Origin of the sequence: Acinetobacter sp. YH12064 (genome assembly GCF_013419735.1) — a bacterium.
GTDB classification, from domain to species: Bacteria; Pseudomonadota; Gammaproteobacteria; order Pseudomonadales; family Moraxellaceae; genus Acinetobacter; species Acinetobacter amyesii.
Window position 1 is genome coordinate 59,755 of record NZ_VOZP01000014.1, and the last position, 17,599, is coordinate 77,353.

Consider the following 17,599-nt stretch of genomic DNA (forward strand, 5'->3'; position numbering starts at 1 on the left):
ATGGGACCTTAAGTGAACTTTAATACGCATCTATTGGTATAAAAGCCTAAAAATACTTTTCCCTAAGCGTTATCAACTGTTATAACTAGAAAAAAATCACGCTAGGGTTTGTGAAATGAATGCGGAGCAATTGCAGAAAACATTACGTGCCAGTCAATATGCTGAACAGGTGCTCGGAATCCATCAGGCCAGTTTAGAACAAGACTATGCAATTGATCAGTTTCAAACCTCGCTCAGTACAGCACAAATTCAACATTTTGTCGCAAGCAGCCTTGCCGATATCCAAGATGAAAATAGTTGGATGCGTGCAATTCGTGTGCTGCGCGCACGTCTGATGTTTCGTTGGATTTGGCAAGATGCCAATCAACTCACCGATGTCGTCACCTTAACGCGAGAGCTTTCAGACTTTGCCGATGCGTCCATCTGTGCGGCAAAAGATTTTGCACTAAAGCCGTTGATTTCGAAATATGGCGAACCGCTAGGCTATAAGGGGAAAGTTCAAGACCTAATTGTGGTTGCCATGGGAAAACTTGGTGCACAGGAACTTAATCTTTCAAGTGATATTGATCTTATTTTTGCCTTTGATGAACAGGGCGAAACCAATGGTCGAAAATGTATTGATGTACAGCAGTTCTGTATTTTGTGGGGACAAAAATTAATTTACTTGCTTGACCATATTACCGCAGATGGTTTTGTCTTCCGTGTAGATATGCGCCTTCGCCCATGGGGTGATGGTTCTGCCTTGGCAATCAGTCATGCGGCATTAGAAAAATATTTAAGCCAGCATGGACGCGAATGGGAACGCTATGCCTGGATTAAGGCACGTATCGTCACGGGCGGTAAAGAAGGCGCCGAGTTACTGGAAATGACCCGACCTTTCGTCTTCCGCAAATATGTCGATTACACCGCTTTCGAAGCTATGCGTGACATGAAAGCCATGATCGAACGTGAAGTGCTACGTCGTAATATCGAAGATGATATTAAACTCGGTGCAGGCGGAATTCGTGAAGTTGAGTTTATTGTTCAAGTCTTTCAGCTCATCTATGGCGGTTCAAAACTCGAGCTGCAAGACCGTCAATGTTTAGTGAGTCTGCATCATTTAGGTGAAGTTGGATTATTAGAAAAAACCGCGGTTGCTGATTTAGAGGATGCATATTTATTTTTACGTCGTATTGAACATGCGATTCAAGCACTCAATGATCAGCAAACCCAATCGTTGCCACATGAGCCTGAACCCCGCCAACGTATCTTAGATACTTTAGGTTTTGTATCTTGGGATGACTTTTTGAATGTGCTCAATCAGAAACGCGCCAAAGTCATTTACCAATTTGAGCATCTTATTAAAGAAAAAGAACCCGATCCATTACTAGAAAGTTTTAGTCATTTAGAAGCACAGTTGAACGATGTTCTAGATGATGATGCCAAAAACTTAATTCACGAATTTTGGTATGGACATGCACTGAAAAAATTACCTGCCAAGGCGGTACAGCGCTTAAAAACCTTTTGGCCACATCTCATTGAAGCGATATTACAGTCAGATAAACCTCAGGTGGCCTTACTACGTCTCATGCCTTTGGTGGAGTCGGTGCTGCGCCGTACGGTCTATTTGGTGATGCTGATTGAGAGCAAAGGGGCATTACAACGATTAGTGAAAATGGCAACAGTGAGTCCGTGGATCTGCGAAGAATTGACGCATTATCCCGTGCTGTTGGATGAGTTTTTATCGATGGATTTTGAGCTGCCAAAGCGTAAAGATTTAGAAGACTCTCTACGTCAACAACTGCTTCGAATTGAAATTGATCAAGTCGAAGACCAAATGCGTGTTCTTCGATTATTTAAAAAATCCAATGTCTTAGCAGTAGCTGCTAGTGATGTTTTGGCAGAAAGTCCGTTGATGAAAGTGTCGGATGCATTGACCGATATTGCTGAAGTGTCGGTGAATGCAACCTTGCATTTGGCATATCAAATTGTTGCCAAAAAACATGGCTATCCAATCGATGCAGAAGGGCAGCGTTGTTCGATTGATCACACGGCTTTCGCGGTAATTGGCTATGGCAAGGTGGGTGGCATCGAGCTGGGTTATGGTTCGGACTTGGATTTGGTGTTTATTCACTATATGGACGAACAAGCGGATACCGATGGACAGAAACCAATTAGTGGCTTTGAATTTGCCATGCGGGTGGCACAAAAATTTATGTCCTTAATGACCACGCAAACCCTAGATGGTCGAGTGTATGAGGTGGATACACGTTTACGACCTTCGGGAGAGGCGGGTTTATTGGTGACCAGCTTAAAAGCCTTTGAGCAATATCAACATAAAAATGCTTGGGTCTGGGAGCATCAAGCTTTAGTACGTGCCAGAACGATTGCAGGTGAGCACAGTTTACGGATTGAAATTGAAAACTTGCGCTGCAATATTTTGACTCAGCCACGAGATGAGAACAATGTTCGTGCAGAAGTGCTAAAAATGCGCCAAAAAATGAAAGACCATCTAGGTTCTTCTAAAGAGCAGCAAAAAGATGGAATTTTTCATTTAAAACAAGATGCAGGTGGTATCGTTGACATCGAATTTATGGCACAGTATGCAGTATTAGCATGGAGTGGGTCGAATCCCGATCTCGCCCATTACTCTGACAACGTACGAATCCTTGAGGATGCCGCAAGAACGGATTGCTTATCCAGCGCCGATGCGACAGCATTGATTCAAGCTTATCTCCGTGAACGAGCCGAGAGCCACCGTTTAGCACTTGCGAATCAATCCATGCAAGTTTCAGCTGACGATTGGCACGATACCCGAGTGGTCGTTTGCAAGCTATGGCAAAGATTAATTGATCCAACTGCAACGTTTGCATTGGATAAAAATGACTGTGTATAAAAATTTGGAGTGTGTGCCATGAACTTGGCTGATCGTGATGGTTTTATTTGGCAAGATGGACAATTAGTTGACTGGCGTGAGGCGAAAACTCACGTATTAACACATACATTGCATTACAGCATGGGTGTGTTTGAAGGCGTCCGTGCTTATGAAACTCCGAATGGAACGGCTATTTTCCGTTTAAAAGAACACACTAAGCGTTTATTAAATTCTGCAAAAATTTATCAAATGAAAGTCCCATTTGATCATGCAGCATTAGAACAAGCTCAAATTGATGTGGTTCGTGAAAATAAATTGGCTTCTTGCTATTTACGCCCAATTATTTTTATTGGTTCAGAAAAATTAGGTATTGCAGCAACTGACAATACAATTCATGCCGTTGTTGCTGCATGGAGCTGGGGTGCTTACCTTGGTGATGAAGCGATGGCGAAGGGTATTCGTGTTAAAACGTCTTCATTTACGCACCATCATCCAAACGTGACCATGTGTAAAGCAAAAGCATCTGGTAACTATACTTTGTCAATTCTTGCCCACCAAGAAGTGGCACATGCTGGCTATGACGAAGCAATGTTACTCGACCCACAAGGTTATGTATGTCAAGGTTCAGGCGAAAACGTATTCTTAGTACGTGATGGCGTGATTCATACTCCTGACATCGCGGGTGGTGCACTTGATGGTATTACCCGTCAAACCATTATTACGATTGCGAAAGACCTTGGTTTTGAAGTGGTTGAACGTCGTATTACACGTGACGAATTCTATATCGCTGATGAAGCATTCTTCACAGGTACTGCTGCTGAAGTGACGCCAATCCGTGAATATGATGACCGTCAAATTGGTGAAGGTTGTCGTGGTCCAATCACTGAGCAAATCCAAACTGCATTCTTTAATGCGGTTCAGGGTAAAGACCCTAAATATGCGCACTGGTTAACTTACGTAAAATAAGCTGATCGGTTAAGATGAAAAGGCGAAACTAAGTTTCGCCTTTTTTATTGGCTTGAAGATATTGAATTTTTTGGAACGAGACTATGCATATTGTTTATGTCAGTGATGGTAAAGCAGGACATCGCTCACAAGCTTTGGGTTTATTTAAAGCCATGCAGCGCCAATCTCAGGAAGCAGTCACATTTCAAGAAATTTCAATTGATGATTTGCCTATAGTGACACTTATTTCTGCGCTGTTTAGCCATCAGCTTCATACTGTTGAACACGAGCCAACCTATATTTTTGGCGTCGGTAGCCACACACATTTTCGAGTATGGCTGTTAGGCAAAGTGTATAACAAAGCCAAAACCATTATTTTAATGAAGCCAAGCTTGCCGTTTGCATGGTTTGATTATGCTGTGATTCCACAGCACGATGGTATTCAGGCATCTAATAAAGTACTAACCACACAAGGTGCGTTAAATCCTATTGTAAATGAAGAGCGGCATCAGCATGGTCGAATCTTGATCGCTTTGGGGGGCTCGTCAAAACGCCATCAGTGGAATGCGGCTAAAGTACTCCAAGCGATTGAACAAATAGTCGAGCACAATCCAAATTCACAAATCATTTTGACCACTTCACGGCGCACACCAAAAGCGTTTTTAGCAGAATTAAAACAGTTAAAGAATATTGAAAAAGTACAGATTTTCCCAGTTGAAGACACACCGCAAGGTTGGATTTTCGAAGAAATGCAAAAAGCCGAAGCGGTTTGGGTAACTGAAGATAGTGTTTCAATGATTTACGAGGCTCTCACCGCGGGTTGTAAAGTCGGGGTGATTGAAGTGGATCGGTTGAAGGAAGATCGGATTACCAAGTCTGTAGATGAAATTTTAAAACAAGGTTTGGTGTCATTACAGACGACTTTAACTGACTTGAATCTCGCTAGCGAATTTAAAGAAACTGACCGTATCGCCAAAAAGATTGTACTCGGTCCCTAAAGTATAGATAATACCCGACGAAAAATTTCTACCAACATTTCAGTCTATCTTGGAAATGTTTGAATAATATTACAGGGTTGTCCGGTCAATGCTAAAAACCTATTTGTTTCCGTTTTTGCTTTCAATTGGGTTTTGTGTTGGCTTAGGTTTTTGGGACTATTTATCTGAAATCAAAGATGCTCCTTTATTCATTGTTTTGGTTCTTTCAAGTACGTTTTTTTTCATTGCAGTAAAACAACTACATAGTTCTATTTTTAAGTACATTTTCCTTGCGCTATTTTTTGTCATTAGCCTGTATATTGCAAGTGGGACAGGGTTCTTACAAGGGCATATGTCTTTGGGAATCGTGGCATCGATGTTTCAAAGTAATACCAATGAAGCCTTTGAGTTTTTATCTGTAGTCGATCCTAAATATATTGTTTTTGCCTTTGTTATTTTCTTAAGCCTTTGTTTTTATATTTTATTTTTTAATCAATCTAATCAGGGAAATTATCCCAAGCTGATTTTGACACTTATCTTTATTGCTAACGGCGTTAGTGTGTTTGGTATTCAAACTGCAATGGCGACGGTTAAATATAAACAAGAAGAGGCCAAACTCCTTGAAGATAATTTGCAAGATATCGATTGGGAAATTCAGCAGGTGAATGCTAGCTATGACAATCAAGTGATTATCATTGGTGAGAGTGTTCAGCGAGATCATTTATCACTCTACGGTTCGAAAGACGATACCACACCTTTTTTAAATGAGATGCCACTAGATGTTGTAGATCATTACATCGCAACTGCACCGAATACAGTAACTAGTCTGACTCGAACGCTGACTCTGGTTGATCAAAATCGTGAACCGCAGATTGCAAAAAATGTTGTGACGCTAGCAAAACAAGCGGGCTATAACACCATTTGGATTTCAAATCAGGGATTTATGGGGAAAAATGATACGGCGATTTCTAAAATTGCCATTCATGCCGATCATCAGTTCTTCCTGAAAAGTGGTAACTATATGTCGAGTAATATTGATGACGACAAAATGGTCGAAATATTACAGGCCCAGTTAAAAAAATATGCCAATCAAAAAAATGTAATTTTTATTCATATGATGGGCTCACATCCGGATGCTTGTGAACGTCTGTTTAATGCACCACGTATGTATGCGAATAAACCTGAAACGATTAATTGTTATTTATCTTCGATCAATAAGTTGGATCACTTTATAGAACAGATATATACCACTTTGAATGCTGATCAGCGTAGTTTCAGTGTGACCTATTTTTCAGATCATGGTATGACCGTAGATGAAGATTCATATCACATTGATAATGATTATAAAGATAATTATCAAGTTCCGTTTTTTGTATTACGTAGCGATGCACAGGCAAAAAACCACTATAACAAGACTGTGAGTGCCTATGATTATATGCATATTTATGCAGATTTATTGGGGGTGAAAACACCATTATTAGATCCTAAAAAATCGTTGGCGAATATCGAAGACAATCAAAATGTCACCGTTTTTGATTGGGATGCGTATGTTTCTTATCAAGAGTTAGATGAGAGTGAAATGAGATGATTCATAATTAAATATAAAAATCAATAAAATTAAAATTTTACTGTTTAGGCTGCAGGAAAAATACACATAAATTTTTATTAAAGTTTGAAAGTTTTTTTTGTAAGATAGTCTAGGTTTTTTTATTGCTGATAAGTTTTAGAAATCTGTTGTTCGATGCAGGTAGATCATTACTGAGTTAATTTATGAAAATATTACATATTAATAACTTTGCGTTTAAAAAGTCAGGTGCAGAATTCTACAATACTGATCGAAAAATCTCGGCAGGTTTGGTTTTAAATGGTCATCATGTTTATGATTTCTCTTTTCATGATATGGCGTACTATGGAACAGTATGGAGAACGAAAAAAGTTGGCAAAAAGTGGGCGAATGAAGAAGTTATAAAAATTGTTGAAAACTTTGAGCCGGATTTAATTTTAATTGGACATTCTTCTTTATTAAGCAGTGAAACATTAAAAACAATCAAATCAGTTTATCCACAAACTAAAATTGCATTTTGGTATGTAGACTGGATTTGTGTGGATAAGAAAGCGAATTTTATTAAAGAATGGTCGCCATATTTAGATACTATTTTTGTGACAACAAGTGGTGAACTCCTCAAAACGTTGGGTCATGGAAATACGGTGGCTTATATGCCAAATATGAGTCTAGATACTATCGATAGCCTAAAAAATTTTGAAAAAAATGAATTTGAAAATGAACTGGTATTCTGCGGTTCATCATCTGATCAAGAGCGAACCAAGTTTATCCGTAGTTTGCAAGCGAAAATTAAACATATTCCGGCGCGTTATTGTGGATTTGACCAAGATCCAAAGGTTTTTGGGGCGGGCTATTTTAAAGTCCTCAGTCAGTCTCGTATGGGATTAAATTATTCACGGGCTAATTCATTAGACTTATATACTTCAGACCGTATCACGCAACTTACAGGTAATGGTCTGTTGACCTTTACACCTCGTATTCCAGGATTTGAAACTTTATTTTCGGATAAAGAAGTGGTCTACTTTAGTCATGTTGATGAATTGGCAGATCAAATCAATTATTTTGCACATCATCCGGCAGAAGCTCAAGAAGTTGCAAAAGCAGGTTGGAGCCGGACACATTCTAGTTATAACTCTAAACGCGTAACAAAGTTTATGTTAGAGACAATTTTTAAGCAGCCTTATACTGAAGACTATGAATGGAAGGCACATGTTTTCAATTGCTGAGTTGGAATCTGCACATTATCTGGGCGAAGGTGCAAATCGTTATTGTGTCGTTTCTCCATCTGACCCCAAGATATGTTTGAAAATAGATTTGCCTAAAGAACGCCGTCAAATTAAAAATTGGCGTCAAAAGCTACAGCGTTTTTTAAGTACTCAGTTTTATCGGTTTAATGAAAATTATATTGAATGGTGCGCTTATCAACGTTTACAAGCTCGCATTGATCAGAAAGAATTAAATAGATTTATTGCAGCGTGTTTAAAACTGGAGGTTATTGAAGATCAACTGATTTTAAGTTGTGAATTAATTCGAGATGAACACGGGGAAATTTCTTTGAGCCTACATCATTATTTAAAGCATAAAATGCCTTTAAATATAGATGGCGTATCTCAATCGATAGATCAATTAACCGATTGGCTGATTCAATATAATATTCCTCTGTTTGACTTAAATTCGGGTAATTTAGTTGTCCAACACCATCATGAAGGCATTCGATTAAAGTGTATTGATGTGAAATCCACATTCAAGAGCAAAGAAATTATTCCATTATCTTACTGGTCTAGAGTATTGATGCATAAGAAAATTCGTCGTCGTGCAGAGCGTCTTAAACAGTTAATACGAAAAACTATGTAGTCGGGGTAACCATGAAAATTGTACAAGTTATGGCAACAAGTGGTGGTATGGGGGGGCTTGAAAAACATACCCTGGATTTATGTCATGGATTAGCACAACATCATGAAGTTCATTTAATTGCAGATCAATCTTATCAGCAAAAGCTCAGTTCGAATATCACATTGCACGCTGTTGATTTTTCAAGAAGCCGATGGAATCCATTTCTTATTTATGAGTTAGTTAAAAAAATAAAACAGCTGCAACCCGATATTTTGCATGTGCAGGCAAGTAAAGCAGCAAGCATTTTAGCCCCTTGGCTGAAGCAATTTTCATGTAAAAAAATTGTGACCGTGCATGGTATGAAGAGCAATTTAAAACCTTTTATGGCCTTTGATCAGATCATTGCTGTAAGTGGAAAAATTAAAGAGGAGTTTCCTGCTTCACAGTCGGTTCAAGTGATTTGGAATGGCGGGAATCAACTCCTTAGCCCAGTCAAAGATATAGTTATAAAGAAAAATAAGCCTATTATTGCTTTAGCGATTGGACGTTTAGAAAAGGTCAAAGGGTTTCATATCCTGATTGAAGCATGGAGAAACATCAATAGCGAACTATGGATAGTGGGGGACGGAACTCAATATCAAGTTTTAAAAACTCAAATTGCTCAGCTTAATTTAAATGACCGCGTGAAATTACTGGGTTTTCGTTCAGACATTCCAAAGCTATTAACGCAAGCAGACTGTTTAGTGATTTCTTCTTTGAAAGAAGGGGGGCCGATTACACTGGCCGAAGCATTATTGAGTCATACACCGGTGTTATCTTCTAATGTGGGAATGGTTGCCGACTTTATTGATGAGCAGTTTATATGTGAACCGGACTCTGTTGAACAGATGGCGAGTTTAATTTCTATCGCGTTAAAACCAAAAGCACAAATGCTTCCTCTATTTGAGAAAGCATTTATAAAAGCAGAACAGAACCTAAAATTTGAGTCAATGTTGGCACAAACTGAAAATCTGTATCGAAACTAAGTTACAAATCTTTAGGCGTTTCACGAATTGCGTCTATCACCATATGCTGGTTAAAAATATTAAAGGTATGACAGCCATTATCATTTGGATGCCATTCACTATCTAATTTTATCCAAAATTTTTCTTCATAGTGCTCTGGGGAAAGTTTGGTAATCTCGTTGAGGTCTAAACTCCCACCATAGCGCTTGAGAGAATCCTGTGATGGACGGACTAACTTATCATTAATTGTGGTCAAGTGACCCCCTGGGCGATATTGCACAATTCCTTTTTTAACAGGGTTTTGGGGATGTGATTTCCAATCGCTGCTCAGTAGATGGTCACTATAAAAAATATGGAGTTCATTGCCATACTTTTTTGAATATTTATTTTTGATTGCAGTAAATAGATACCACATTCCATTTTGATAATAAGGGGTAGTATCCGCAGCGTTTACATCATTTACTAATATGCGATCAAATTCCCATGAAAATGGAAAATTTGTACATTTCCATAACTCGATACTTTTATTGGCTGCACTTTCAGGAATCATATACCACGTATCTTCGTGTTTGAATACACAGGGATAAGAGAGATGATAAGAACATTGAATAATTGGAATAGGTGGACTGTATTGACCATCCTGAAAAACTTCCATGACAGATAAATAACCAACAGGATGCTCAGGTGAAATTTCTTCAATAAAAATATATGTACGTCCATTTTCTTCTACGATAAATGGATCGGCATAAACGTGCCCTTCTGGTGCATGAATTTCATGTAAGGATGGAATTTGCTGTGGTTTAAAAGGCTGGTGTAGTTTGCCAAAGCGGAGATACCATCTAGAGTTAAATTTTAACTCTCTTTTTTTTTGTAGAAATGAAAACCATTTTTTTACAATAAACCGCATATATAACTCTATTTTTAATTAAGATTCTCGAACAATTGAATAATTAAACAGACAAATGATATGATTTAGCTATAAATTTAGCATTTATTTTGAAACAGTTCATGAAAAAATATGTGATTTCTATTGAGAAAGAAAATAGTGAACGACTAGTGGGCTTTTTTCAGCAAAGAATATTTAGAAATTCAAGTTCATTTAATAAAATTGGCGTTGCTGGTAAAAAATTAACAGTTGATGAGTATTTTCATTTGGGGGTATTAGGAAAAACCAGACCTTTAACGCCAGGTGAATTAGGTTGTACACTTTCTCATTTAAAAGCTTATCAAGACTTTTTAGATACAGATGCTAAATTGGCATTTGTATTTGAAGATGATGCAATTTCACTATTAAGTGAGATTGATTTTGATGAGTTTTATTCACATATAAAAAAATTGAGCTTAAAATCTACATTTTTTCTTAGTTTAGGTGGTATTCAGCTCAGTTGTTCTAAAAATGTCTATGGTAGATTTATTGAGCAAAAAATATTTGGGCGCAATATATTGAAGATTCATCCTTTTTTTATTGAAAATATGGCGTCCGCATATGCTTATGTTATAGATAGAGCAATGGCAGAAGTTTTAGTTAAATATCATGAATCACCGAACCTCTCTGATCAATGGGCAGACTTAATTGTTGAATACCCTCAAGTAAATTTTTATGCATCTTATCTTTTTGAACATCCTCCTATATTAGATGTAGATAAAGATAGTCACTTGCAAAAAGAAAGACAGCAAATACAATTAACAATACGTAAGAAAAAAAGATATATAAATAAATATAAAAAGAAAATTATGAAAATATTCTTAAGTAAGTATAAATAATTGAATACGAATAATTTATTCTGTTTTTATAAAATTATATCCTACTTTATTTCTAAATAAAATTTCATGTAAATATAAAGTAGGTCAAATTTTTAGTTAACAGTTTATAAAATTTCTAAACTATTTAATTTTATAAAAGAGACTTTAGAGTGTTTTAAGAGTCCTTTTCCGCATTACCTTTCAACACCATATAAATCAAACCGACAAAGATTAATAATGCACCTGCAAGGCTGCTGACACAGAATAAAACGATTCGGTTATAGGTGGTTAAGTTGAATAATTCATTGGCTAAAATGTAGCGCATGAACAACCATTGTACGACAGAAAAAACAATCAACACGATTGCACGACGACGGACTTCAGGACGCATAGCCATAGGAGAATCACTTAAAGTGGAAATTGAGGCTATTATGCCACTGTCGATAATCGATCTCAATTCAATAAGATTAATCCAAGCCTGTGGAACACAACTCTAAAGGTTGAGAAGTTCTTAGATCACCTTTATTTGCGGTACATATTGATATTGCCAAAGCAGACCCGAAAGCGTTTATAAGACCAGATATACTGTTCTGGTGCTTGGTTAATGGTGTCTTGCATCGCGATGTTCAATGCGTCGACAGAGGATTGTAAGTCTTTAGATAAAATCTCGTCTGATAAGGTTTGGCAATGCACATCAAAGTACTGTAGGTTAGGTTGTCGGATACAACTTAAGCCGATGATATTGCATTGGGTTTTTGCAGCAAGCTTTGAAACAAGTGTGATCGATAAAGTATTTTGCCCAAAAAAATTGGAATAAATGCCGCCTGAAGGCTTTGGTAAATGGTCTGGTAAAATCACCGTTAGGCCGCCTTGTTTTAAATGTTTAAAAATGGCACGGATCCCTGTTTCATCTGTTGGGACTAAGGTTGCATTGAACTTCTCTCGTGCTTCTAACAGATACCGATTGATCCCTTTATTTTTATTCGGTTTATACATAATCATCGGTTCTGTATACAAGTTCAGCCATGCATTGAGTAGTTCCCAACAGCCAAAATGCGGAACCACAACAATGACACCTTTTTTATTCGCAAGTGCTTCCGTGAGGATATTTTCACCATAAATATTTTTCAGTAAGCTCAGGCTATAACTTGGTGGCATACCCCAACATTTAATAAATTCAATATAGGTCAAGCATTGGCTGCGGATACTTTGACTGACGAGCTGTCTCTTCGCTGTCGCTGACATATCTGGGTAGGCCAGTTGAATATTGATGCTGGTGATACGTTTGATTGATGAGTTAAACAGGTTAAGAATAAACGCGATCATCAAGGCCAAGTTTTGTAACAGCCAAAGTGGCAATAGCGCGATGATTTTGAATATAAAGTACATGAATCACAAGGTCTCAAAATTGACAGCATGGGATAAAATAAATTTTGCCAAGAGACCGGACTTATTCAGTGAAAAGTACAAAAAGATCTGAATCTAAAAACAAAATAATTGGAAGTGGAAAATTGAGCTTTCCATTGCTCAAAGGATGTAGTGAAACATCATAACGTACTTGAAGCGTTTTGATATTAGCAAAGTAAATCAAATCTTTAATTTATGTTTTGTAGGTTGACATAAAAAAACCCTGCATAGCGCAGGGTTTTTTGAACCTTAAAATCTAAATCTTAAAATGTAAGATTATTTAGATTCTTCAGCTTTTGGTTTTTCACGTAAGCGAATACCTAAGTCACGTAATTGGTTCGCTTCAACGGGCGCAGGCGCTTGAGTTAAAGGACATTCCGCAGTCTTAGTTTTCGGGAATGCAATCACGTCACGGATAGACGATGCACCAGTCATCAACATCACTAAACGGTCAAGACCGAATGCTAAACCACCGTGAGGAGGCGCACCGAATTTCAACGCATTTAACAAGAAGCTGAATTTCTCTTCTGCTTCTTCTTCAGAAATACCAAGCGCTTCGAAGATCGCTTTTTGCATTTCTAGGTTATAAATACGAAGTGAACCACCACCGATTTCAGTACCGTTCAATACCATATCGTAAGCAACAGAAAGTGCAGCACCTGGGTTGTTCTTCACTTCTTCAACGCTTGATTTTGGCAGCGTGAATGGGTGGTGAACAGACGTCCATTTACCGTCATCAGTTTCTTCGAACATTGGGAAGTCAACAACCCAAAGTGGCGCCCACTCGCAAGTTGCAAGTTTCATGTCGTGACCGACTTTAATACGTAAAGCACCCATCGCATCATTTACGATTTTCGCTTTGTCCGCACCAAAGAATACGATATCGCCATTTTCAGCGCCAACACGTTTCAATAGATCAAGCACGATTGGCTCGATGAATTTAACGATTGGAGATTGAAGACCTTCAATACCTTTTTCAAGTTCGTTGACTTTGATGTAAGCCAAGCCTTTCGCGCCATAAATGCCAACGAATTTAGTGTATTCGTCAATTTGGCTACGTGGAAGCGCGCCAGCACCTGGTACGCGAAGCGCAACAATACGGCCTTTAGGATCTTTTGCAGGACCTGCGAATACTTTGAACTCAACGTCTTGCATCATGTCTGCAACATCAACAAGTTTCAAAGGAATACGTAAGTCAGGTTTATCAGATGCATAGTCACGCATTGCGTCTGCATAAGTCATGCGAGGGAATTTGTCGAATTCAACGTTTAGAAGTTCTTTGAACATCTTAACCGTTAAACGTTCCATTAAATCCATGATGTCATCGTCACTCATGAACGATGTTTCAACGTCGATTTGTGTGAATTCAGGCTGACGGTCAGCACGTAAGTCTTCATCACGGAAACATTTCGCGATTTGGTAGTAACGATCAATACCACCCACCATCAACAACTGTTTGAACAATTGTGGAGATTGTGGAAGTGCGTAGAAGCTACCGTTAGAAACACGACTTGGTACTAAATAGTCACGCGCACCTTCAGGAGTCGCACGAGTCAAAATCGGTGTTTCCACGTCTAAGAAACCATTTTCTTCGAAGTAGTTACGAATTAGGTTAGTCAATTTAGAACGGAAACGAAGACGATCTAACATTTCTGGACGACGGATATCCAAGAAACGATATTTCAAACGTACTTCTTCAGAAATATTTGTGTTGTCGTCATTCAATGGGAATGGCGGAGTTTCTGAACCAGCAAGCACTTCGATTTCTTTACCAAGAACTTCGATTTGACCGCTAGTCATATTCGCGTTTTCAGTACCTGCGTAACGACGACGTACACGGCCTGTAATTTTTAATACGAATTCTGAACGTGCTTTGTCCGCAGTTGCGAATGCTTCAGGAGTATCTGGGTCAATAACCACTTGAACAAGACCATCACGGTCACGCATGTCAAGGAAGATTACACCACCGTGGTCACGGCGACGGTGAACCCAACCGCATAAGGTAACGGTTTGGTCAATTTGAGCTTCGGTTAAAGAACCGCAGTAATGAGTTCGCATCATAGCGTTAGAAATCCAACTATATGGGTTAAGGTCAGCGAATACGTAAACAGCGTACCGCTTTTATTCGAATAGGGGATTATGCCTCTTTTTGGCTGTTTTGTCACAAGGACTTATTGCTAAAACAGCCAAATTTACAGCAAATTTTCGGTCAATGATGGGCTTAAGCCGATGACGTTGAAAAAATATTGGTGCTCTTGCTTAAGATCAGAAATATCAGACTACCGAGGCTAAACGTGGCTAAAAATGCACGGAAAAAATAATTAATGGCTTTGCCGACATAGGCATACAAGTCATGCACAAATGCATCTGAATAAATACTGTCAGCAAAATAAAAATAACTAGCGATTCCCGCAGCTAAAGACAGGGCCGCTAAACCATATACATAGACTTTGATGGATGTGGGGACGTTTGCAGTACTTCGATAGTGAAGATGATGACGATAAATCATCCATGCCAAAACGGGGAGTGCCAAGCCAGATAATCCAATTTGCAACACGCGATGTAGGGGATATGAATGACCAAAAAATTGAATCGGTAGACTCAATAGATCCTTAAATGCAAAGGTACGAAAGTCAACATGGGTCAAGCCATCCCAAACAATATGCGTCGAAGTTCCAATGATGAGTGCGAGGATGAGACTGAGCATAAACCCACAGCAGTGATTGAAATTCTGTAGATTCAGCGGCTTATTTAAACCAAAAAAAGCAAATAACATCGGGCGATAGAGCACATACCACAGCACACAAAACAGCAAACCAAGGATTAAGTTTGGAACAATTAACCCCGACCATTGATGTGAACCTGCATAGTCAGCATTAGTAAATAAACGGAATAAATCTGGCACCATGCTACCAATTGCGAGTGCTGCAATAGGCAGGCGATTTCCGCTTAATTTGGAAATAGGCGGTGCGAGTACAGCATGGGATATGGTAAAAGGCATTGAACTAAAATAAATATATGAATAAATACAATGTGGTATCGGTGAGTCTATATGATTTGGGCAGATTAGAATGTTTTTTATTGCAAAAGTAATGAAATGTTATATTATAACATTATTCAAAATTAGCCAGATTTGAGTCTCTCCAAATGTCTTTTCATAAGAATTTAATCACAATCTCAATTTTTGCAGTGATTGCACCCAATATTTATGCTGATGATCAGCAACAACAGGTACAAACTTTAGAGGCGATTAATGTTCAGGTTCATCCTTTAAATCAAAGTGCTGCAGATTTTGCGGTTGCAGATAACATTATTAAGCATAAAGATTTGGCACAAGGTGGAGTCACTATTGGTGATGCCATTGCCGGACAACCTGGAGTGTATTCAAATCAGTTTGGTGCAGGCTCAAGTCGACCTGTAATACGTGGGCAAGATGGGCCACGTGTCAAAGTGTTGGAGCATGCATCTGAAACAGCAGATGTTTCGACTTTATCTCCTGACCATGCGGTTACGGTAGATCCGATTTTGGCAAAACAAATTGAAGTGATCCGTGGACCATCAACACTGTTATATGCGGCAGGAACAGTCGGCGGTTTGGTCAACGTGACGGATCAAAAGATTCCTACCTCTATTCCTGATAAAGGTTATGAAGGGCAAGTTGGGGTTCGTTATAACTCAGGCAGTGATGAAAAATTGGCGAGTGCCGGTGTGACGGCTGCTTTAGGTGAGCAATTTGCCATCCGTGTAGAAGGCTCGAAACGTAAAGCCAATGACTATATTGTACCCAATTATTTTCATGATCATGATGGCGAATTAGAAAAAGAACGCCGTGTCGGCAACACCTTTGCAGAAGGGCAAAATGTCAGTGTGGGTGCGTCATGGATTCATGATCGTGGTTTTGCTGGACTGTCTTATAGCAACCGTCAAGACCAATATGGCTTGCCGGGGCATAGTCATGAATATGAAAGCTGCCATCCACATGATGATCATTTACATTGTGATGGTCATGACAACCATGGGCATACCGATGAGCATGATCATTCAGCCCATGACGAACATGATCACGATCATGATGCCGCAGGCCCATGGGTCGACTTAAAGTCAGAACGCTATGATTTCCGTACCGAACTTGCGAATCCGTTTGCGGGCTTCCAAAAAATCCGTGCACATGCAAGTTATACCGATTATCAACATGATGAAATTGAAGGCGATACAGCGGCAACAACCTTTAAAAGTCAGGGCTATGATGGTCGTTTAGAGTTGGTGCATAACCCGATTGCGGATTGGGAAGGGGTGATAGGCGCACAATACAATCAGCAAAAGCTCAATATCAGTGGCGAAGAGTCATTGATGAACCCAAACAAAACGCAAAAATGGAGCGTGTTTGGTTTAGAGCATAAACAATTTGGCGATTTCCATGTCGAGCTGGGTGCCCGTGTAGATCAGCAAAAAATTGAGATTGACTCAGAACAAAAAGATTATGACGATTATGGTATTTCCTACTCAGGTGCAGTGAGCTGGGAATTTGCACCCAATTATAAATTGTCCTTGGTGGGTTCTCATCAAGAGCGTTTGCCATTGGCGCAAGAGCTCTATGCAAACGGTAAGCACTTTGCGACCAATACCTATGAACGTGGAAATGAAAATCTAGATGTTGAAAAATCCAATAATCTCGAATTAGGTTTCCATTATGAAAAAGATCAGTTGGATTATCACGTTCATGTGTATCACAACTGGTATGACAACTACATTTATGCTGCAACCAAAGATAATTTTGAAAACTTCCGCTTAGTTGATTACACCCAAGACAAAGCCAAGTTCTATGGCGCGGAAGCTCAAGTGGGTTATGCAGTAAATGACATGTATAAACTCAGTGTCTTTGGTGATTATGTTCGCGGCAAAATTGATGGTGAAAATGCGCCACGTGTGCCTGCAGGGCGCTTAGGAACCAAGGTCGATGTTGACTTTGCCGATGGTTGGTCAGGTCTTGCAGAATATTCACATGTATTCAAACAAGACAAAATTACTGCATTTGAGCGTGAAACAGATGGCTACAACATGGTGAATTTGGGTGTGGCCTATAGTGGTCAATTGAAAGACCAAAATGATTATCGAGTCTATTTCAAAGCCAATAATTTATTGGATGAAGATGTTTACTCTCATACGTCATTCCTTGCCAATATTCCACAAGTCGGTCGTAATTTTACGGTTGGTCTTGAATTTGGTTTCTAATTGAATTTGCACAGACTTCTCTAAGTAAGTCTAAGTAAAC

14 protein-coding genes are annotated in these 17,599 nt (G+C 38.9%); 9 read left to right on the top strand and 5 right to left on the bottom strand.

The features are described from left to right. Positions 1-115: 115 nt before the first annotated feature. The 7 genes from glnE to FTU13_RS13965 all read left to right on the top strand — a co-directional run bounded on the left by glnE (position 116) and on the right by FTU13_RS13965 (position 9,198). Entirely contained in the window at positions 116-2,875 is a 2,760-nt protein-coding gene (gene glnE / locus FTU13_RS13935; protein ID WP_180128615.1) for a bifunctional [glutamate--ammonia ligase]-adenylyl-L-tyrosine phosphorylase/[glutamate--ammonia-ligase] adenylyltransferase, read from the top strand. 18 nt (positions 2,876-2,893) lie between these two features. Next, entirely contained in the window at positions 2,894-3,820 is a 927-nt protein-coding gene (locus tag FTU13_RS13940) for a branched-chain amino acid transaminase (RefSeq protein ID WP_078191262.1), read from the top strand. 83 nt (positions 3,821-3,903) lie between these two features. After that, positions 3,904-4,797, top strand: coding sequence for a mitochondrial fission ELM1 family protein (locus tag FTU13_RS13945; protein ID WP_180128614.1), 894 nt, complete (start codon positions 3,904-3,906; stop codon positions 4,795-4,797). 88 nt (positions 4,798-4,885) lie between these two features. Next, positions 4,886-6,364, top strand: a complete 1,479-nt coding sequence (locus FTU13_RS13950; protein ID WP_180128613.1) for a phosphoethanolamine transferase — start codon at positions 4,886-4,888, stop codon at positions 6,362-6,364. A gap of 182 nt (positions 6,365-6,546) precedes the next feature. Continuing rightward, positions 6,547-7,566 (top strand): glycosyltransferase, encoded by a 1,020-nt coding sequence (locus FTU13_RS13955; protein ID WP_180024553.1) that lies wholly within the window; start codon positions 6,547-6,549, stop codon positions 7,564-7,566. Beyond that, complete coding sequence (locus FTU13_RS13960) at positions 7,550-8,194, top strand: YrbL family protein (RefSeq protein WP_180024552.1); 645 nt, start codon at positions 7,550-7,552, stop codon at positions 8,192-8,194. The genes FTU13_RS13955 and FTU13_RS13960 overlap by 17 nt, the downstream gene beginning before the upstream one ends. 11 nt (positions 8,195-8,205) lie before the next feature. Beyond that, on the top strand, positions 8,206-9,198 hold the full coding sequence (locus tag FTU13_RS13965) for a glycosyltransferase (protein WP_180024551.1): 993 nt from the start codon (positions 8,206-8,208) through the stop codon (positions 9,196-9,198). Position 9,199: 1 nt separating this feature from the next. Here FTU13_RS13965 and FTU13_RS13970 read toward each other — a convergent pair whose 3' ends face one another. Further along, positions 9,200-10,084 carry a hypothetical protein gene (locus FTU13_RS13970; RefSeq protein ID WP_180024550.1) on the bottom strand — a complete coding sequence of 295 codons (885 nt, stop codon included), beginning with the start codon at positions 10,082-10,084 and terminating at the stop codon, positions 9,200-9,202. Between the two features lie 101 nt (positions 10,085-10,185). Here FTU13_RS13970 and FTU13_RS13975 point away from each other — a divergent pair, with 101 nt between their 5' ends. Continuing rightward, positions 10,186-10,941, top strand: coding sequence for a glycosyltransferase family 25 protein (locus tag FTU13_RS13975; RefSeq protein WP_180024549.1), 756 nt, complete (start codon positions 10,186-10,188; stop codon positions 10,939-10,941). Between the two features lie 154 nt (positions 10,942-11,095). On the opposite strand, the gene FTU13_RS13980 is transcribed toward FTU13_RS13975, so the two are convergent. The 4 genes from FTU13_RS13980 to FTU13_RS13995 form a co-directional block, all read right to left on the bottom strand. Next, complete coding sequence (locus tag FTU13_RS13980) at positions 11,096-11,317, bottom strand: hypothetical protein (RefSeq protein ID WP_180022426.1); 222 nt, start codon at positions 11,315-11,317, stop codon at positions 11,096-11,098. Positions 11,318-11,442: 125 nt separating this feature from the next. Further along, positions 11,443-12,309, bottom strand: coding sequence for a lysophospholipid acyltransferase family protein (locus FTU13_RS13985; RefSeq protein WP_180128612.1), 867 nt, complete (start codon positions 12,307-12,309; stop codon positions 11,443-11,445). A gap of 294 nt (positions 12,310-12,603) precedes the next feature. Further along, the gene (aspS, locus tag FTU13_RS13990; protein ID WP_180128611.1) at positions 12,604-14,388 is read right to left on the bottom strand and encodes an aspartate--tRNA ligase; all 1,785 of its coding nucleotides are present in this window, start codon (positions 14,386-14,388) and stop codon (positions 12,604-12,606) included. Positions 14,389-14,548: 160 nt separating this feature from the next. Continuing rightward, positions 14,549-15,328: a DUF4184 family protein gene (locus FTU13_RS13995; RefSeq protein WP_180128609.1), complete on the bottom strand. Its 780-nt coding sequence runs from the start codon at positions 15,326-15,328 to the stop codon at positions 14,549-14,551. Positions 15,329-15,474: 146 nt separating this feature from the next. On the opposite strand from FTU13_RS13995, the gene znuD reads away from it, so the two are divergent. After that, entirely contained in the window at positions 15,475-17,559 is a 2,085-nt protein-coding gene (gene znuD / locus FTU13_RS14000) for a zinc piracy TonB-dependent receptor ZnuD (protein ID WP_180128608.1), read from the top strand. Positions 17,560-17,599: the final 40 nt, after the last annotated feature.